The 19,515-nt window shown below is 35.9% G+C and carries 23 protein-coding genes; 18 read left to right on the top strand and 5 right to left on the bottom strand.

The window, feature by feature from the left end:
* The first annotated feature begins 1 nt into the window (after position 1).
* Genes WC631_01190 through WC631_01160 form a run of 7 tightly spaced genes read left to right on the top strand, consistent with a single transcriptional unit; the run spans position 2 to position 6,766 of the window.
* Positions 2 to 727, top strand: a complete 726-nt coding sequence (locus tag WC631_01190) for an SDR family oxidoreductase (GenBank protein ID MFA6227082.1) — start codon at positions 2 to 4, stop codon at positions 725 to 727.
* Positions 728 to 734: 7 nt separating this feature from the next.
* On the top strand, positions 735 to 1,784 hold the full coding sequence (locus WC631_01185; GenBank protein ID MFA6227081.1) for a PEP-utilizing enzyme: 1,050 nt from the start codon (positions 735 to 737) through the stop codon (positions 1,782 to 1,784).
* Entirely contained in the window at positions 1,785 to 3,176 is a 1,392-nt protein-coding gene (locus WC631_01180; protein MFA6227080.1) for a PEP-utilizing enzyme, read from the top strand.
* 2 nt (positions 3,177 to 3,178) lie between these two features.
* A complete protein-coding gene (locus tag WC631_01175) occupies positions 3,179 to 4,624 on the top strand; it encodes a PEP-utilizing enzyme (protein MFA6227079.1) in 1,446 nt (481 codons plus the stop codon).
* Between the two features lie 14 nt (positions 4,625 to 4,638).
* Positions 4,639 to 5,379: a histidine phosphatase family protein gene (locus WC631_01170; protein MFA6227078.1), complete on the top strand. Its 741-nt coding sequence runs from the start codon at positions 4,639 to 4,641 to the stop codon at positions 5,377 to 5,379.
* Between the two features lies 1 nt (position 5,380).
* The gene (locus WC631_01165) at positions 5,381 to 6,370 is read left to right on the top strand and encodes a hypothetical protein (GenBank protein MFA6227077.1); all 990 of its coding nucleotides are present in this window, start codon (positions 5,381 to 5,383) and stop codon (positions 6,368 to 6,370) included.
* Between the two features lie 12 nt (positions 6,371 to 6,382).
* Positions 6,383 to 6,766 carry a diacylglycerol kinase family protein gene (locus WC631_01160; GenBank protein MFA6227076.1) on the top strand — a complete coding sequence of 128 codons (384 nt, stop codon included), beginning with the start codon at positions 6,383 to 6,385 and terminating at the stop codon, positions 6,764 to 6,766.
* Positions 6,767 to 6,775: 9 nt separating this feature from the next.
* Here WC631_01160 and WC631_01155 read toward each other — a convergent pair whose 3' ends face one another.
* Genes WC631_01155 through WC631_01145 form a run of 3 tightly spaced genes read right to left on the bottom strand, consistent with a single transcriptional unit; the run spans position 6,776 to position 9,023 of the window.
* On the bottom strand, positions 6,776 to 7,477 hold the full coding sequence (locus WC631_01155; GenBank protein MFA6227075.1) for an FAD-dependent oxidoreductase: 702 nt from the start codon (positions 7,475 to 7,477) through the stop codon (positions 6,776 to 6,778).
* The gene (locus WC631_01150) at positions 7,474 to 8,094 is read right to left on the bottom strand and encodes a hypothetical protein (GenBank protein MFA6227074.1); all 621 of its coding nucleotides are present in this window, start codon (positions 8,092 to 8,094) and stop codon (positions 7,474 to 7,476) included. The genes WC631_01155 and WC631_01150 overlap by 4 nt, the downstream gene beginning before the upstream one ends.
* Positions 8,094 to 9,023, bottom strand: coding sequence for an FAD:protein FMN transferase (locus WC631_01145; protein ID MFA6227073.1), 930 nt, complete (start codon positions 9,021 to 9,023; stop codon positions 8,094 to 8,096). The genes WC631_01150 and WC631_01145 overlap by 1 nt, the downstream gene beginning before the upstream one ends.
* 22 nt (positions 9,024 to 9,045) lie before the next feature.
* Here WC631_01145 and WC631_01140 point away from each other — a divergent pair, with 22 nt between their 5' ends.
* The 10 genes from WC631_01140 (at position 9,046) to WC631_01095 (ending at position 15,402) form a co-directional block, all read left to right on the top strand.
* Entirely contained in the window at positions 9,046 to 9,213 is a 168-nt protein-coding gene (locus WC631_01140; GenBank protein ID MFA6227072.1) for a rubredoxin, read from the top strand.
* 11 nt (positions 9,214 to 9,224) lie between these two features.
* Positions 9,225 to 9,578 (top strand): hypothetical protein, encoded by a 354-nt coding sequence (locus WC631_01135; protein ID MFA6227071.1) that lies wholly within the window; start codon positions 9,225 to 9,227, stop codon positions 9,576 to 9,578.
* A gap of 21 nt (positions 9,579 to 9,599) precedes the next feature.
* Entirely contained in the window at positions 9,600 to 10,232 is a 633-nt protein-coding gene (locus WC631_01130) for an MBL fold metallo-hydrolase (GenBank protein ID MFA6227070.1), read from the top strand.
* Positions 10,233 to 10,236: 4 nt separating this feature from the next.
* Complete coding sequence (locus tag WC631_01125) at positions 10,237 to 10,560, top strand: hypothetical protein (GenBank protein MFA6227069.1); 324 nt, start codon at positions 10,237 to 10,239, stop codon at positions 10,558 to 10,560.
* A 12-nt stretch (positions 10,561 to 10,572) separates the two neighbouring features.
* On the top strand, positions 10,573 to 10,905 hold the full coding sequence (locus tag WC631_01120; protein MFA6227068.1) for a MazG-like family protein: 333 nt from the start codon (positions 10,573 to 10,575) through the stop codon (positions 10,903 to 10,905).
* 4 nt (positions 10,906 to 10,909) lie between these two features.
* Positions 10,910 to 11,446 (top strand): peptide deformylase, encoded by a 537-nt coding sequence (gene def, locus WC631_01115; GenBank protein MFA6227067.1) that lies wholly within the window; start codon positions 10,910 to 10,912, stop codon positions 11,444 to 11,446.
* Between the two features lie 758 nt (positions 11,447 to 12,204).
* Complete coding sequence (locus WC631_01110) at positions 12,205 to 13,437, top strand: DEAD/DEAH box helicase (protein ID MFA6227066.1); 1,233 nt, start codon at positions 12,205 to 12,207, stop codon at positions 13,435 to 13,437.
* 380 nt (positions 13,438 to 13,817) lie between these two features.
* Positions 13,818 to 14,309, top strand: coding sequence for a DUF2127 domain-containing protein (locus WC631_01105; protein ID MFA6227065.1), 492 nt, complete (start codon positions 13,818 to 13,820; stop codon positions 14,307 to 14,309).
* 78 nt (positions 14,310 to 14,387) lie between these two features.
* Positions 14,388 to 14,606, top strand: a complete 219-nt coding sequence (locus tag WC631_01100) for a DUF378 domain-containing protein (protein ID MFA6227064.1) — start codon at positions 14,388 to 14,390, stop codon at positions 14,604 to 14,606.
* 82 nt (positions 14,607 to 14,688) lie between these two features.
* Complete coding sequence (locus WC631_01095) at positions 14,689 to 15,402, top strand: DNA alkylation repair protein (GenBank protein ID MFA6227063.1); 714 nt, start codon at positions 14,689 to 14,691, stop codon at positions 15,400 to 15,402.
* A 14-nt stretch (positions 15,403 to 15,416) separates the two neighbouring features.
* Here WC631_01095 and WC631_01090 read toward each other — a convergent pair whose 3' ends face one another.
* Together WC631_01090 and WC631_01085 are read right to left on the bottom strand one after the other, a co-directional pair.
* Entirely contained in the window at positions 15,417 to 17,888 is a 2,472-nt protein-coding gene (locus tag WC631_01090) for an AAA family ATPase (protein ID MFA6227062.1), read from the bottom strand.
* Positions 17,879 to 18,280 (bottom strand): hypothetical protein, encoded by a 402-nt coding sequence (locus WC631_01085; protein ID MFA6227061.1) that lies wholly within the window; start codon positions 18,278 to 18,280, stop codon positions 17,879 to 17,881. Before WC631_01085 ends, WC631_01090 begins: the two co-directional genes overlap by 10 nt.
* 108 nt (positions 18,281 to 18,388) lie before the next feature.
* On the opposite strand from WC631_01085, the gene WC631_01080 reads away from it, so the two are divergent.
* Positions 18,389 to 19,513 carry a CAP domain-containing protein gene (locus WC631_01080; protein ID MFA6227060.1) on the top strand — a complete coding sequence of 375 codons (1,125 nt, stop codon included), beginning with the start codon at positions 18,389 to 18,391 and terminating at the stop codon, positions 19,511 to 19,513.
* Positions 19,514 to 19,515 lie beyond the last annotated feature (2 nt).

The raw sequence follows: 19,515 nt of genomic DNA, 5'->3' as shown, positions 1-19,515 counted from the left end.
TATGTCCAATTCAAAATCAATCCTCATAACTGGCGGTTCAAGTGGTATCGGAGAGGCTACCGCCATAATGTTTGCACAAAATGGTGCAGATATTGCTATTACATATAAAAGTAATAAAGCTGGAGCTGAAAGTGTTATAGAGAAAGCCAAAAAGTTCGGAGTAAAAGCAATCGCCGTTCAAGCTGATTTGATTAATGAAAAAGATGCGAAAGCGACCGTCGAGAAAGTTGTAAAAGAATTTGGGAAAATTGACGTACTTGTAAATAATGCCGGTAGATATGTAGATGGAGATGAATGGAATGGCACTTCAGATATTTGGGTAAAATCATTGCAACAAAATCTCGTATCAATGATGAATATTTCAAAATATGTTATAGAGCGATTCCAAAAGCAGAAAAGTGGAGTGATTGTGAGCATTGCTTCGGTACACGGATTAAGTGGTCAACCGGACGCTATCTCATACGCAGCAGCCAAAGCAGGTGTGATAAATATCACCCAGTCTTATGCAAAATTGCTGGCTCCTTTCGGTAGGGCAAATTCGGTCTCTCCAGGTGCTGCAAATGCTGGGTATTGGCTCACGGCCCCTAAAGAAGAATTAGACAAAAAATTAGCCTCAAGACCAAATCATAAACTTGTTGAACCAGAAAATATTGCAGAAAAGGCGGTGTTTCTTGCTTCGGATGAAGCTAAAGATATAAACGGACAGAACTTTGTTGTAAATGAATAAAACTTTTATGACTTCCAAACAAAAAAGAAAATTAGAATTATTTGGACATCGTGATTTTACATTAGCATTGTATGAAATCGGATTGGATACCGAGACCGGTCCTTTGCCGTATCTTGATAATATCATCTTAAAAAAGCCTTATTTTGTGGCTGAGAGAAAAGCGGGAAAAGGTAGTTTGTATATTGATAGTCAACAAGTTGAGTGGCAGAAAGGGGAAATCCTTAAGAAAATAAAAGCAGACAATTCATACGTACAAAATATGCTGGCAGAAAACGAGAAAGCTTATGCAAAAGTCGGTGCTATTTTTGATAAAGGCGAGCCTGTCTCTAAGGATTATTTCGAGAAATTTATATCTGATGCCAAATATTCTTGGGCTTGGTATGCAGGTCTTTGGTGGACAGTTGAAATGTTTGAGCAGAAAAATCTACATCCAGATCTTCTGGATAAATTGATGGAATTTAGGAAAAGGACGGATAAGTTTGCACCCGCCTTGGATCACATTGTCCGCTCAACAATCCTTTCTTTATATCCAAATCTTGGTAAATATGCGGATATGGTAACTTTACACGAAATTATAAATGGGAATATTCCAGATGAAGAAGAGTTAAAAATTAGATATAAAGAATTTTATTTCGCCGACGGACATCTTTATACCGGAAAATCTATAAAAGAAATTCTTGAAAATACAGGGATTGAACTTGTAACACCCAAGCTAGATGATCATCTAGGTGCAGATAATCTTGTTAAAGGGCAAATAGCATACAAAGGAATATATCGTGGCAAGGTATCTATTGTATTTACGAAAGAGGAAGCGAAAAAGTTTGAAGAAGGAAATGTCTTACTCTCTAGCTCAACTACGCCAGACCTGATGATAGCGATTAGAAAAGCCGGAGCTATAGTAACAGACGAGGGTGGTATAATTTCCCATGCCGCCATAATGTCGCGAGAATTCAAAATACCCTGCGTAATCGGCACCAAAATCGCCACTCAAGTCTTCAAAGACGGAGATATGGTGGAGGTGGATGCGGAGAGGGGGGTGGTGAAGAAATTAAAATAGATGGCTATAAATAAAAACATAAAGACTGGTTATTATATAGCAGACAAGGTTTCGGGTATGGCTGCTTCAGTATTTGCTGTATCAGTCTTACCAGAAGTCGTAAGATGTGCTGATTATATAAATAAATTTAAAATAGGTTTTTATGCTAATACTATTAATGTTTTAAAAGAAAAGGCCGATGAATGGATAATAGATGAACATATAAAGACTGAGTGTGCATCCGTCGCGAAATTTGTTAGTAAGCCAGAAAATTTGAATTATTTTGATGAAATAAAAAATTCAATTATACAAGACTCGGAATCTCTAAGAAAAACAGCTCTACTTGATATACAGAGAATGGGTAAGATGAATGCTAAGGAATTAGTCTCAGAGTACTTTAATTTTATGAAAGTCTATATAGAAAAGTATGCCCCAGGGGCGATAACTTTCGTCTATGATGGAGTGATTTCTGAATACCTACATAAGGTTCTTGCTAAGAGATATAAAAATACCAATGAAATTATTGAAAATCATTTAAATTCTCCATATACGAGTTTCATGATTGAAAATGAGAGACTTCTTTTAAGAATAAGGGAAGAGAAAGATGAATCTAAACGTGCTGAGCTGATTGAAGATTATTATAAGTTATTTTTCTATATTGATGCTTCATATAAATATAGTGGAAAAATGACACCTGATAAGATACAGACAAAATTTAAAGGTGCGACGCATACAAACAGAGATAAGACTGGATTTAATTTAAACAATCTCGAACTAAACCAAGAAGAGATAGGTATTTTGGAACTATTAAAAATATCTGAGGTCATTAGAGATCAAAGGAAAAAACTAAATTTGATTGGCAATTATACAATGTACCGTTTCTTAGATGAGGCATGTAGTAGACTAAAGATTGATGTGAATATCGCCGATAGACTCTTTTGGGATGAATACGGAGATTTAATTAGTAGTCCCGAGGAGACAACTAATAGAATTGAAAAGAGAGAGTATGTTACATGCCTATGGAATAATAGTGAAATATCGTATAGAGAAGGTGTGTTTGTTGAAGAAAAAATCAAGGTTGATAAAGATATTAAAACATTTTCTGGTACCCCCGCTGCAAGGGGTTTTGCTAAAGGCAATGTATCAATAATAATCGGTTCAAATGAATTTAGTAAATTTGAAAGTGGAAATATCATTGTTGCAGAGATGACACGACCAGATTTCTTGCCTATAATGAAATTGGCAAAAGCAATAATTACAGATGAAGGGGGCTTAACTTGTCACGCGGCGATAGTAGCAAGGGAACTGGGCATCCCATGTATTGTTGGCACTAGAATAGGCACAAGAGTGCTGCGTGACGGTGACTTGGTGGAAGTGGATGCGGAGAGAGGGGTGGTGAAGAAATTAAATTAAATATGGAGATAGAAGATTTAAAAAAAGTCGACTGGGTAGATGTGGTAAATAGGAAAGAAAGTCTGCTTTTCTATTCATTAACCATAAGAGCATATACTGCTATGGATAAAGTAGTCGGAATACCTTTTAGTTTTAAGAATGCGATATTTAAGGGTACTGGCGAGATAATTCATAGTAAGAAAGAACTCGATGGTCTGTTGGCGTTGTTTAAAAGTAATGGCACAGATTTCTTGTATTCATTTAGAGATAATCTCATTTCTCAAGTCGGTAAATTTTATGAATTTGCATCTTCTATTTCTGAAATCGATTATTCTAAATTGTCCCAGAAACAGCTCGTAGAATATATAAATAGATATTATGAATTAGGAGTAGCTTCGCATTGTTTTTTAATTCCACTAGCTATCGTAGACAGGATTCTGTTGAAAGAATTGATGGATTTACTTCCAGGTAAAGATGAAAAGAAGAAATTAGATGAGGTCTCTATTTTGACGCAATCGGAAAAAGAAAACGAGCATACTCTAGAAGAGAGGAGTTTTTTATCGTTGGCTAAAGCACATAAAGATAAGAATAAAGATTTTAATCGTCTTCTAGAAGAGCATTTAAAGAATTTTTCTTGGATAGGCACGAGAGGATATTGGTGGAATAGAGAGTGGAAGAGAGAGGATATAATAGAAAGAATTGACAATCTATTTAAGCAAGGGAAAAATCCGGAAGAAGAAACGGCACTTCTCGATGAGGTGAAAAAGAGTTCCGCAGAAGAGAGAATAAAACTTGTTGAAGACTTGAAGATGAGTGATGCTGCAAATCACTTGGCGACAATTACGCAAGATTTCTCATACGTGAGAACATGGAGGACGGATATTATGTATCGCTCGGGGTATAAGGCAAAGAATCTATTTTATGAAATAGCCAAAAGAGCGGGTTTTGACACAGAATCTGTAATCTATTTAACTTTTCCGGAATTAATTGAAATAGCTGAAAATCTAAAGGCGGGTATTTCAAACGATGAATTGAATAGAAGGAAATCTTTTTTCGCTTTTGTTTTAAACGGCGAATCATACACGCTTTTGTCTGGCAGTAAATCTATGGCAGATTTAATGAATATTACTAAAGAACCAGAAAGGGTCAGTACATTGTCTGGAAATATTGCATTTAGGGGTGTTGTTTCTGGTAAAGCTAAAGTAGTTTATACGGGAGATGATATTAAAAAAGTCGAAAGAGGAGATATTTTGGTTGCAGTGATGACTTTTCCAAATTTTATACCAGCTATGGAAAAAGCTGCAGCTTTTGTCACCGATGAGGGAGGCATATTGTGTCACGCGGCAATAGTAGCAAGAGAAATGAAAAAACCGTGTATTACAAATACTAAAATAGCTACTAAAATCTTCAAAGACGGAGATATGGTGGAAGTGGATGCGGAAAAGGGAATCGTAAAGAAAATTAATTAAAATCTTATAATTTTATGGAGTCAAAAGAATTTATAAAAGGAGTTGAAGTCGAGCCAAAACTACTGTTTAAGGTGACTTTGATGAGACATGAAAAACCTTTTTATAAAGATGAGGGACACGATTTGACTCCGGAGGGTGTCGAAAACGCGATAAGAAAAGGTAAAAAAATTCGTGAAGACGGTACTATTTCAGAAAATGACGATATTATATTAGTACACTCCCCAGCAAGACGAGCTAAAGGCACAATAGATTTCGTTGCTGAATCTGCCGGACTAAAAGATGTTCCTAAGACCGAGATAGATCAGCTACGCAGTAGCGATTTAAACGATCTCGACACTATTATTGAATATTTCAATAAATCCTCTACTAGCCCCGAAAAATTAGCTGAAGACCACTACAAAGACCCTCTTTTTAATGAAAGACCAGATATTATCGAGCCACAGCAAAATAAAAAAGAGCGTTTATATAGAAGCTTTGAATATTTGATTCGTTGGTTTGAAAAGCATCCACCCGAGGACAAAACACCACACGTAATAGCTGTTTCGCACTTTGAAGTAATTACCCATATTATAGATGATGTCTTTGGTATTGAGAATGTGGGCAAATATAACGTACCATCTTTTGGTGAATCCGTTTATATAGAAGCTTATGAATCAGATAAAAAAAGCATCATAAAACTAAAAGTCACTTTTGACGGTAAAACGAAAGAGGTGATTTTCGACAGAAGTGATAGGTCAGTAAAGATTGAAGAATAATATGACCAAAGGCAAACAAATAATTGATAAATTTGCTGAAGGAGATTTCCCGGGAGCAAATTGTAAGCCGAAGAGGATTACAACCGCTATATCAAATCTATTTTTGTGTAATGATAAAGTCTATAAAATATATATGGACGACAGTGCTTTTTTCAATAAAGATTTTAATGATCTCTCCATTAAGGAAAATCGATTGTCTTTTACAAGAAATGACTTCGAATGGAATAATAAGTTAAGCCCTGAGATTTATACAGATTTAAGAGGAGTAGTTCTCGAAGATGGCAAAATAAAATTCACCGAAGCAGATGACATTGCTGATGAATTTGTAATAGTGATGAATAAAATCGATATGTCATATTCACTCATTGAAAGACTGTTAAAAAATAGTATTTCAATGCAGGATTGCTATTCAATCGGTTTTGAACTTGGCAAAAGAGAAGCTTCCTTACCTAAGATTAAGATAAATAAAAGTCTGTATGAAGATCAGGAAACTAGGCTTGTAGATATGACCGCCTGGGTAAAGGCCGCAGGGAAATATTTTGAAAAAGGTGAGTGTGATAAATATTTAAATAAATTATCAGAATATATAAAACAAAATAAAAATTGGTTTATTGAAAATAATAATCTAGTCGGCCCGTGTTTAGATATTCATGCGGATAATGCTGTCTTAGATAAAGACGGAACTTTCCTTCCACTCGACACTTATGCACCTAAAATCGATTGGCTTACTGGATATAAATTCTTAAACGTTTATAGAATTGCCGCAGATATTTACGTGTTTTTAGGTAAAAGATATTTTGATGAAGTTTTGAGAGGATATGAAAAATCGACAAATAATAAAATACCAAGAGGGCTTGATAATTATTTTATACTTTATTGTCAACTGATCGTTTGCCCATATCAATATATGCTTTCAGAAAACAATCAATCTCGTCTTGCTATTGCTAAAAAGTATCACAGTTTTTTGAAAGAAATAAATAAGTTATCATGATACAATTCTGATATGCAAGACAATCAAAATAACAAAAAAGTATTCTCAATAATCAAAAGGGCGCAGAGTTTTGCGCATGCGGGGAGGGGGATTTGGATTTTTGTGAAGTCTACACATAATGCGTGGATTCATATTGTCGTCTTAATCTTGGCAGTTTTTCTTGGTGTTTATCTGAAAATCACCCATATAGAATGGATATTCCTGACACTTGCTGGAGGTTTTGTGCTTGTTTCCGAAGCCTTTAACACAGCTATTGAAGTAGATATGGACCTGACATCTCCCGAATATCATCCATTTGCTCGAGATACAAAAGATATTGCTGCTGGAGCTGTATTGATATCAGCATGCACAGCGCTTATTGTCGGCATTTTAATATTTGGTCGGTATTTACTTTAGGTTCTGACTTTAGTGAAAAGCTTCAACGAAGAAGCTACAGTTGATCGGATTTGATAATTTTATTTTTTCTACTAAAGCTGTGCAGGCGGACTCTTGCCCGCAGACATAGATATCTGAATTGCTAAAATCAAGTTCACTAATATAATCTTGGATATAACCTTTTTTATAAATGGAGGCGTCTTGCGGTCTCGAGACTATATGAGAAACTTTTATTTTTGGATAATTTTCGGCAAGATTATCGAAATATTCTTTGTATATAATTTCGTCTTCAAATCTGCTTCCTGTCATAATCACAAGGCTTTTGAGACCATTTTCATCGGCAAAATGATCTGCTAGAGATTTCACCACCCCAGCACCGACACCAAAAGCAAAAAGGTATATTTTTTCATGAAGCATTTTGTCTGCGGTATTCACACCAAGCGGGCCCATGAGCTCTATTCTCTCGCCCAAAAGGTCTTTGTTCCAAAAAATAGGTGTTACTTTGCCCTTTGGAGTCAATCTTACAGCTAGAGAAATATTATTTTGCTCTTTATCTGATGACGAAATAGAATATGCCCGTCTTTCTTTCTCGCCGTCTATATCAATAAAAATATTTACAAAAGCACCAGCCACAAAATCGAGAGGGTTATCCAAAGCCACCCTTATCTCTTTGGCCGTCTTTGTAAGATCTGTTATTCCAACAATTTTCCCAGAAACTCTTTTTATACTCATATCGTTTGTGTTTCAAGCTTGGCTTTCTGACGATTCTTTATAAAGGCGATGAGAGTGAGAGCTGTGACAAGGATTATTGATATTACATAATCTTTATTTCCCAAAATCACTAGCACATACATGGAGCTCGCATAGAAATACACATATGAAAGTCTTTGTATCCTTTTCCACCAGTCGCCGAGTATTCTCTTCGAGAAATTATTTGATGTGATTAAAAGTAATATTGCGGAGATGTCTGCAAGGTGGGCAAAGAGCGCCAGATTTTGCAAAGACCAATATTTAACAGTCGCAAATGAACCGAGATATCCAGCCGGGTCCATTATTATCTTTGAAAATATAAATGAAGCGACCACAGAAGCAGACAATACCCCGACGCCTTTTCTAAGTATGACCAAAGGGCGAATCCATTTAGCTTGCATAAATATATCGGCAAGCGGGCGGACAATCATGACAAAGAAGATGGTAATATGTGAAATATTGTATAGATTTGAAATACCTATGATACGCAGGATATTGGGTTTAAAAGCGATGATAAGTGGCAGGGCTAGCATCATGAGAATCGATATTCCGAGGAAGACTTTTTGTAATAATTGAATCGTTTGTAAATATATTTTCATTATATGTTTTTTATTATTTTTCCGTCACTTTTTATAATTATGTATTTCATTTTATCATCTTTTAGGATTTTTTGTGCTTCTTTTGGCCCGACAGAAATAAATACTTTTGCGAAGGCTTCAGATTTTGCCCCGCTATCGGAGATTATACTAGCAGATACTACGCCTGTATCGGGATTTTGAATGCCTGAAATGTCAAGAATATGGTGAATAGTTAAGTTGCCGTTTTTCCAATTTCTCTTATAAGTTCCGCTTGTTGCAAGTGCTTGATTGTAAATTGAGATCAAAATATCATCCTTTTTCGTTATGGGATTGTATATTTCAAAGACAAACTCTTTTCCATTAGCGTCTAGCCCCTGTGTATAAAGATCCCCACCGATATTTACGATAACACCGCCGATTTCTTTCGATGAGCTTTTGATCTCCTTGCAAAGTATTTCAGCTAGATAACCTTTTAGGAATCCTCCGAAATCAAGTTTTTGCCCTTTTTGTAAAATTATTATAGACTCTTTCTCGTCAAAAACCGTTGATGTAAAATCTGTATTATATTCTTCTATATTTTTCTTTATACTTATAATATCTAATCTATTAAAATCTTTATCATAGCCGAGTCTTTCTATTTGAAATAGGGGATTGAATATTCCGTCGGTCAAGAAAAATAATTCTCTGGAAGCAAGAGCTACTTTCATAAAAGTTTCCGACACAACAATCTCTTTTTCTTTATTCAGTCTAGACAGCTCACTTTCCGGCAAAAATCGAGAAAAAAGCTTTTCATAATCCCAAATCTCTTTTTCGGCCTCGTCTGCCAGCTTGTCTGCCAAACCTTTTGAATCACATACAATAGCAATAGAGAAATCCGTCCCCATCGCCTTTCCTTTGTATTCAAATTCCTTCATATCGAGCTTTATTCTAACATTTTTGATGTTATGCATACCAATATGTTATAATACAGACATGTCACAATATGTTTGTTTAGAATGTGGTTGGATATATGACGAAGCCAAAGGCATGCCGACAAGAGGCATAGCCCCAGGCACCAAATGGGAAGATCTTCCCGCAGATTTCAAATGTCCGGAATGTTCTGTCAAAAAAAGCGATGCACATATGTGGCAAAAAGTTTAATATATAAAAATATGAGAAAAGATACTTACAATGCGGTTGCAACATTCTTACTTGTCGCTGTGATGCTTCTGGGTGGGACTTTTGCTTATAGTCAGAAAACCACTGCCCAACAGCCGATAAAAGAAGTGATAAAGAAAATAGATGAAAAGGTCAAAGTTATTCTGAAATCAGAAAGCGAAGAGTGGGAGGAAGATGAAGACGAAGAAGATGATTCGAGGATAGTGATATCACAAAATACCTCGGTGAATATAGCACCCGCACCAAAGCCTATAGTTTCTACGACGGCACTTACCACAATCTCTCCTACTCCCACACCAGTGCCAGTAATAACCCCAATATCCAGCCGAAAATCCATGGCGAGCTAAATATATTTTAATAATCAATACATGAAAATCACAAAACTAGGACATTGCTGTTTACTTATAGAGACAAGGGGCAAAAGAATCCTTACTGATCCTGGGAGTTATACTGTGGAAGCTCAATCTAAATTGAAAGATATAGATTGTGTTTTGTTTACACACGAGCATCAAGACCATTGTCATATCGAGTCATTGAAAATAATATTAAAAAATAATCCACAAGCGATTATTTACGCAAATGATTCAGTTAGTGAATTGCTAAATAAAGAAAATATTAAGAATATTACTGTGAAAAATGGTCAAGCTTTTTCTGTCGGTGAGGTGGTGGTGACTGGTATAGGGGAAAAGCATGCAATGATGCACAGTCTAATACCGATTTCTTCTAATACTGGTTACTTTGTTGATAATCTTTTGTGGTATCCAGGTGACGCTTTCACAGACCCAAAGAGAGAAGTAAAGATATTGGCCCTGCCGGTTTCCGGGCCTTGGATGAAGATAGGTGATGCACTGGATTATGCTATTTTAATTAAGCCCAAAGTATGTTTTCCAGTTCACGATGCAATAAGATTTGGCTCAGCCCACGCTTTTCCGGCGAAGATTTTACCAACAAAAGGCATAGAATTTATCCCCATGATAGAAGGTGATGTTAAAGAATTTTAAAAATATGCAATCAAAAAATGTAAAAATCGTAGTTTTTGTACCAGAAACACATACAAACATTGTTAGAGAAGCTATGGCTAATGCTGGTGCCGGAATAATCGGTAATTATACCAACTGTACTTTTTCTACAAAAGGTATTGGGAGATTTAAGCCAGTAGAATACGCAAAACCACATATAGGTAGTGTCGGTAAACTTGAAGAAGTAGTTGAGGAAAGAATAGAGACAATTTGTCCAAGAGAAAAATTACAAGAAGTGATAAAAGCTATAAAGAAAGTCCATCCATATGAAGAGGTTGCCTTGGATATTTACCCTTTAGAAAATATATAATATTAAAGATATATGAACATGGAAGAATTTCAGAAATTTATAGATGATCAAGATAAATTATTTCGTACAGTAAAGGATACGACTCAAACTGACCGAGAAAGGATATTATCCCGTACAGTAAAGATATCGGAAGAGTTTGGAGAGTTGTCTGATGAAGTCTTGGCATATCTGGGTGATCAAAGAAAAGGCAAGATGGAAGGCAGAAGTTTAGAAAGCCTTTCCGATGAATTTGCCGATGTAGTGATTACAACTTTTCTCCTCGCGAAACTTATGAATGTAAATATCCCAGACGCACTTGGCAAGAAGATTGAGAAAATTAAAGCTAAACATAATAAGCAACTATAAATGCATGAAATTATTAAATTGTGTTGAATTTGGAAATCCCATCTTGAGACTTAGGGCGAAGAAAGTCACATTAAATTTTTTAAAAAGCAAGACCGGCAAGACTTTTATGAAAGATATGCTCTATACTATGCGCAAAAGTAAAGGTATTGGTCTAGCTGCTCCACAAATCGGTAAATCTTTACAAATAATAGTCATGGAGATCCGACCAACACCAGAAAGGCCGAAACAAAAACAAAAAGGGCCAGTTTTCGCTATAAATCCAAAAATTATTAATTATTCGAAAAAGATAATAACTGATTGGGAGGCTTGTTTGAGTCTGGGGCGAATATACGCCCTGGTTCCGAGACCAAAAACAGTAACAGTTGAATATTATAATCAAGATAGTAAGAAGATTACAGAAAAGGCTTCAGGTCTGTGGGCACGTATTTTTCAACATGAAATAGATCATCTTAACGGACTAAGTTTTATGGATAGAGTAAAAGACTTTAAATCAATTATGACCTCTTCGGAATTTATAAAGAGAGTGGCGAAGAAGAAGTAATTAAAAAAACAGGCGATTCGTGTGAATCGCCTGTTGTATACGATAGTCTCTTTCGATTAGCCTCTGGTACTGATCAGAAGCGATCGCACTGCTGGTAATACTCGCCGAACCATAGCGAGACTGCGTGGCTCACCACAAGGCTCACCACTCCAGATATATGACGACCACTCCTCCAGTATTTCCGGCAAGCACTCTACTTCTTCCCAATGCGCTTGTGCCGGCTTCCTGATACCTTGTTTCCACCGAAGAATGAGCCTGTTAAATGTGAATTCACCGTCCTTATGACTTGTGTACCCCCTGTGGGTTTGCAAATCATAAAACCTGTAATTTCTCGGATCGATTCCTTCGGTATCACTGATTGCGAGGACGATGTTTTCTGCGGAATTTATCGTCGAACAGCGGGCAATACGGTCTCCGTCAGACAAACCAGAGAATATGATTTGCCAACGATAGACTTTGTAGGCTACCCTGTTATAGGGGTTTTTCCAGCCTCCTGCACTTAAATACTCAACTTCCTTATGTATACTCACACAAGCCTCCTTTTTCTGTGTTAAGAACCCCGATTAGGAGGACAGCATATTATATGTATTGTGTCAATTGACAAAAAAGCGGGGGTTTGCTATACTTGTAGGGTAAAGTAATCTCACTGATACAGCGTTAAATGTCGCCGGATTCCGTGCGGCATTTTACGTTAACAATTAATCAACAGGCTTCGGCCTCGTTGCACACTTCAATTCTTTAATTGGAGTAATAATCTTATGTATAGAAGAAATAATAGTAGAAGTTCGTCTTCACGATCGTATGGTCGTGGCGGATACCAAGGCGGTGGAAATCATCGCGGGGGTAATAGTGGTGGAGGTCAGAGAAGGACCTCTAATCAAGGACGCACTCAAAATATTCACTTTTCTAAATTTATAAATAAAGCGGAACCTCTCATCGCAGAAGTCGCCTATATTTCAAAACATAAATTTAGTGATTTTAGTATTGATTTAAAAATAAAAGAAAATATCACAAAGAAGGGGTTTAGCACACCTACACCGATTCAAGACCAGATCATCCCGCAGATTCTTGCAGGAAGAGATGTCGTCGGTATTGCAAATACAGGGACAGGTAAAACTGGTGCTTTTCTGATACCGCTTATTCAGAAAGCGCTCATAAATAGGAATGAAAAGGTGCTTATCGTCGTGCCTACTCGCGAGCTTGCTTTGCAGATAAATCAGGAGCTTAGGACTCTTGTCTTGGGTATGCCTGTATATTCTGTATGCTGTGTCGGAGGAGTTTCTATCGGCGGGCAAATATCCGAGCTTAGGAATAGAAGCTCAAACTTTATTATAGGCACACCGGGAAGATTGAAAGATTTGGTAAATAGAAGATTTATAGATCTTTCTAAATTCGCGACAATAGTGCTAGATGAGGCAGATAGAATGCTTGATATGGGATTTATCGCCGATATGAAGTTTGTGATGGCAAAAATGCCAAAACATAGACATACTCTATTTTTCTCCGCTACGATTTCAAGAGAGATTGAGATTTTGATTAAAGATTTTCTCACAAATCCGATAACTATTTCCGTAAAGACGGGCGATACAGCAAAGAGTGTAGATCAAGATATCGTGAGAGTAAACGGAAACAAACTTGATACTTTGCATGATATTCTCAATAAAGAAGAATTCTACAAAGTGCTTATTTTCGGAAGGACAAAGCATGGGGTAGAAAAACTTTCAAAAAATCTGATTGCAAGGGGATTCAAGGCGGATTCTATTCACGGTGATAAAAATCATGCCAAAAGACAAAAGGCACTTTCCGCTTTCAAAGATGAATATATAAATATCTTGGTCGCTACAGATGTGGCTGCGAGGGGTTTGGATATTCCGGATATTTCCCATGTTATAAACTATGACTTACCAGCTACTTATGACGACTATGTCCACCGTATTGGTAGAACAGGCCGTGGGAATAAGAAAGGAAAGGCACTAACTTTTATAGAATAGGGTTAGTTGACAAGAGTTGTATACTCGTGTTAACATCTTTATCGGAGAAAAACAAAAGGGAGGTCAGAAATGACACAGTTCTTCAAGTTGGTTTGGTGGGCGTTGTTGGATGTTTTGGATCCTGTCGTAGATGGTGTGAAGCAGCTTGTCGTTCGTCTTAAACAAGCCAGGGCTTATCGGAGAAAATTCTATGAAGAAAACCCCGGAACCGATGAAAGTGTAGTCAAACACATTCCCAATCACGAAGACAGAAATCCCGATGATCGCAAGATCATGAGGAAAGCGTTGAACGAAAGGTGACCTGTTTGGTGGGTTGTATGAAAGTGGCGCAGTGTACTGTGTCACTTTTTTTATGCAAGAAGGATGGTACAATATTCAGTATGCAACCAGTCATAAGTGAGAAAAAGATATTTAGGATCTTTGAAATTAGTCTTTGGCTTAAAGGATTAAATGCACTTTCTGAGATTCTTGGCGGTATCGCTGTACTTTTAGTAAATAAAGCATATATAATAACTTTGGTCCTTACTCTTACACAGAACGAACTCTCAGATGACCCAAATGATTTGGTGGGTTTATTTATTGTAAATTCTGTTTCAAGCTTTGCTATGAGTTCGCAAACTTTCTTTTCAATATATCTACTTGTACACGGAATTTTGAAGGTTTTTGTCATTGCAGGACTTCTTATGAATAGACTCTGGGCATACCCGGCTTCCATTGTTGTATTTTCCGGTTTTATAATTTATCAATCATATAGATATTATTTTATTCACTCTGGGTGGCTTTTAGCTCTTACGATATTTGATATCTTTATAGTATATCTCGTTATACATGAGTATAGAGTTAGAAGAAAGACACTTCATAAAGTGCAATAGACATCCAGTTGACGATTTTAATTTAGTGGTATAATAGAGGTAATAAAGGTCGTTTAATAATTTCTATTAAAAAGACATATGTCAAAACTTAATTGGTTGGATTGGATAGCTTTAATCTTGATAATTATCGGGGGTATAAATTGGGGTCTTGTTGCTTTCAATATAAACCTCGTTGAAATAATCTTTAGGACAGCCACATTAGTTAAGATAGTCTACATTCTTGTCGGTCTATCGGGACTATATGCTATATACACTGTTTCAAAGAATTGTAGTGGGGGTTCAGAGCCACAAGTATAATATTTCCTCGCTTTAAAACAAAATCTACCTGATCGATCAGGTAGATTTTGTTTTAGACTATTTTGTTATATTATAATCTGATATGTCTAGCGTAGAAGATGTTAAAAAAGATTTAAGACTATATGCTGATTTTGAAAAGGCAAATGTTTTGCAAAGATTTTTTAAAACCGGAAAAGGTGATTATGGCGAAGGAGATGTTTTTCTTGGAATAAGCGTTCCAAACACAAGGAAAGTAGCAAAGAAGAATATAGATATTTCACTTTCTGAAATTAAAAGACTTTTATATTCAAAGATTCACGAGGAAAGACTTTGTTCATTACTTATTCTAGTAAACAATTTTGAAAATACAGACGAACCAGGTAGAAGACAAATCTTTGATTTTTATATAAAGAATTCAAAGCAAGTAAATAATTGGGATTTGGTGGACCTTTCAGCACCTAGGATTGTGGGTAGATATTTATTGAATAAACCTAAGAGAATTTTATACGACCTTGTTGAATCAAATAATTTGTGGAAAAGAAGAGTTTCTATAATTTCAACGCTTGCTTTTATAAAGAACAGTGAACTAAAAGATACTTTTAAACTGGCAAAAATACTGATAAAAGACAAGCACGATCTTATCCATAAAGCGGTTGGCTGGATGCTTAGAGAAGCGGGAAAAGTAAATGTGGGGAACTTAGAAAAGTTTCTAGATAAGTTCAGTTATAAAATGCCTAGAATAATGCTTAGATATGCTATTGAGAAATTCCCGGAAAATGAACGACAAAAATACTTAAATATGGGTAAAAATAAATAGTATTGAAGTATCTTCTATCTTATTTTTGGTAAAAGGCCTTCATCTGTAACATTAAATTCAATAGAATTGCCCGAGAGAATCTGTCTTTTAATTATGAGCTCAGCAAGATTTCCCTCGACGGTGTCTTGTATAAAACGATTCATTGGCCTTGCTCCGAAAGCAGCATTGGCACCATGTTTTACTACATAATCTACAAGGGTGTCGGTTACTTTAAACTCTATACCTTTTTCTATGAGTCTTTCTGCCACTCTCTTTAACATAATCCGAGCAATTTGTTTTAAATCTATTTCTTCTAAAGGTTTAAATATTATTGTGCCATCGAAACGGTTTATAAGCTCTGGCTTAAAAAGACCACGACCAATAATATCTGCTAGTATCTCTTCTTTTGCGTCTTTTGGATTTTTACCAGCATTTACCATTGCAAAGATAGTGTCTGCGCCAGCATTTGATGTCGCGATAAAGATAATGTTTTTCGTGCTAACTTTTCTACCAGTGGTATCTGAGAAGAAACCTTCATCAAGAATCTGTAGGAAAAGATTAAGGACATTTTTATTTGTCTTTTCAAATTCATCAAGAAGCATAACTCCAAAAGGCTTGTCTCGAAGCATACTTGAGAACACCCCAGGTCTGTTGTTTGTAAATGATCCTATAAGACGTTCCATGGCATCATCTGTCTGATATTCAGACATATCCAAACGCATCATATTGTCCACACTATCAAAAAATACTTCTGCCAGAGCTTTTGATGTCTCTGTCTTACCAACACCGGTTGGTCCAAGGAAAAGGAAAGAGCCAATAGGTTTATTTGGATTTCTAATACCAGAACGTGATCTTCTCATCGCATTGCTTATTGCAGTAACAGCTTCTTTCTGACCAATTATTTTTTTATTTAAGATGTTCTCCAGATTAAGTAGCTTATCTTTTTCTTCCCGGGAGATTTTACCTCCAGTAGGTATCTTGGTCTTTTCTTGTATATATTCAAGCACTTCATCTCTACCTATATAAGAGATATTTTGTCTCTTAGACCACGGGGCTATCTCATTTAATAAATCCATTGCTTTGTCTGTAGAAACTCCATCAGGGAAATAATATTCAGCACTCTCCGCAAGTTCTTGTACAGCCTGAAAAGTAAAATAGATATCATATTGAGCTTCAATAAATAGGGTGGAGTCAGCGATTATCCTCGCATTTTCTTCCGTAGAAAGTGGTCTGACTAGGACAGTTTCTAGTCTAGCCATTAGTGATTTGTTTGGTTCTATTACTCTGTGATACTCATTATTATCAGATATGGCTATTAGCTGGAGAGCAGGGCTTGCAAGATATGGATCAAGCAAACTTACCATATCAGAGCCCAATGCTTCAGCGGTAGAGAGTAAGAGAGGGAAGTTATCAACGACAAGAATGATATCCCCAGCTTTCAAAACTTCATTCATTATTTTTCTTACCTGATCTTCAAGGGTGTCTTTTCTTTTACAAACAGAAACAATTGTATTTACGGAAAGTAAAATGACCTTTTTGTTTTTCAACTGTACTGCTATTTTTCCATCTCTCATATGTCTACATATACTCCAAACAACCTGCATTTTTTCTTGTCCTGCCTCACCAACCAAAATGACATTTGCTTCATTTGATTTTGAAAGGGCGGTTTCTATCTGACTTATCTCTGTTTCTCTATCTGAAATCACGAAAGCATCTGAAGATACTTCCTCATCTTTCATTACATCTCTACTATATTTATCCAAAAGATATGTATTGCCGAAAGACCAATCTCTACCAATACCACCCATACGAGCCAGGGTTTCCGGCCTCCACCATTGGTTTCTATATTCTTTAGTCTCAATCATATAAATTACCCAATTTAAAGCTCCTATAAGATGCTTTTCTGTAATACCTCTGCACTGCAAGAAATTTTGAAATGCTTTGTTGTTATTAAATAAATGTAAAACAATATCTTGAAGCTTCAAAATATTTCCTTCTTGTTTTGGCATTACTTCTTCCCTTACCACCGGTTGAGAAGCGACGAATGCTTTTATATTTGGCTCATTTATCCCAAGTCTAAACATAAGTATCTTTCCTATCCTAGAATAGAAAAGTCCGTGAAGAATATCTGTTTTTCTACCCGCGTATAATATTTTACCAGCAGAAACGGTATAAAGTTCATCGTTTGCATATCTATTTTTTATAATATGCTCAAAATAATATTGAGTAGACAAATATATATCCACAAGTTTAGCAAAAAGAAATACGGCGATATTTATAAGAAGTAAACCAAATAATATTGGTGCAATAAAATTTGCAAAACTTTGGAAAGCAACAAATTTCGAAGAACTTCTGACAAGGTAATATATAACCATTATAAATAAAATAACCACGATGGCATTTTTAGTTATGCTATTTATCTTCTCCCTAGTCTTTGTAGATACAAGAGAATTTACGACAAGCACATCATAGAGGGGACTTTGTTTTAAATAAGCTCTTATATCCATATTCCATTAATAATTAGGACAATCCCGGCTAAAATCATAAAGATAATGGCGGGCGGTAGTAAAAGCCAGACGATAAACGCTACGGGGTAAAGCAAAATAAATATAAGGATGACAGTAAAGCCAAAAAGCAATACGAAAAACCTTATAAACATGCCAACAATTCTCATCAGTCCATTTGTTAAAAAAGTTGAGAAGAATTCTTTGAATTCATACCACTTCGGATAGATGTCGCTAAGTCTTCTCCATGGTGTAAAAAAGTTCCCGAGAAGGCTTCTAATAGAAAAGAAATTATATAGAAAAGATGTTAAATTTTCCCAAAGCAAGAAAGACGCTTTTACACCCTTGCTGTAATGCCATAAAAGGTATCTCCAAAAGACCAACAAAAATTTCATATAGAATATTATAACAATTATTTTGAAATCAACAAAGTGTCCCAAAATGATACTATTAAAGACAATTCATTAACTTGCTTAATTATTTATGGTAAAATACAACCGATGATGAAAAAGACAAAAATATTAATAGTTGTACTTTGTTTGATTCTTAATTTATTTACCTTTACGCGGGTTGGGGCCTTCACTTTTCCTTCAATAGACTTTTCAAAATCAACAGCAAGTATTGCTAGTAGTGTTAATATTTTTTTTAATTTCTTTGGTCAAACTGTTTTAGGGAAAATAAGAGGGGATTTTTGCGAGAACTACTATACAGCTATAGCAAAAGGAGATTGGAAAGGCGGAGAGTTTAGAACCGATCTGGGAATAAGGATCTGCCCCAAGACACCTTTTGTCTCTCCTAATACATCTTCTAATTCTACATCGAATCCTTCCGCTACCACCTCTAGTAAGATATTCATCAAGAAACCTACCAATATAAAACCTCCGACTTTCACCACTAAAGTAGATTTACAAAAGATATCTGAGACACCCGGACCTCTTGTTGGAGACACAACGCCTGATGGTGCAAAAATAAATCAATCACAAATAATTTACTGGACAAATATAGAACGATCAAAAGTCGGCCTGCCAGCTTTATCTCCAAGCTCATCTTTGAACTCCATCGCTCTCGCAAGAGTAAATGATATGTTTGAGAAAGGATATTTTGAACACATTTCTCCAACGGGTGACAGTGTCTCAAAAATGTCTGATCGTTTTTCTTATAAATACATATATATTGGAGAAAATATCGCTATGGGCAACTTTGAAAATGCACGGGTACTTTTAGATGCGTGGATGGCAAGCGAAGGACATAAAGAAAATATTCTGAATAATAAGTATACCGAGATCGGCGTCTCCGCAGTAGAAGCAAAATATAAAGATAGCCTCGTATGGATCTCGGCCCAAGTTTTTGGTAAGCCACTTTCTTCTTGTCCCACTCCAAATCCTACAAAAAAGGCAGAGATAGAAACAAAATACGCTACTTCAGATACTATGGAGGGTCAAGCAAAAAATCTACTCGCTGAAATAAATAATACCAATCCATCATCAAATCCGACATACTATAATTCTAGGGTGTATGAATATAATAATCTTGTAAATTCAATCAATACTTTGATAATAGACACAAAACAATTAATCACAGATTACAACAAAGAGATAACCGCGTATAATAACTGTATTAAAAAATAATC

The organism is Candidatus Paceibacterota bacterium (assembly GCA_041663045.1).
Classification (GTDB): Bacteria; Patescibacteriota; Minisyncoccia; order Phycocordibacterales; family GWA1-40-21; genus Bog-1340.
The sequence above is the reverse complement of the archived record's forward strand: the minus strand, read 5'-3'. Positions and strand labels throughout refer to the sequence as shown.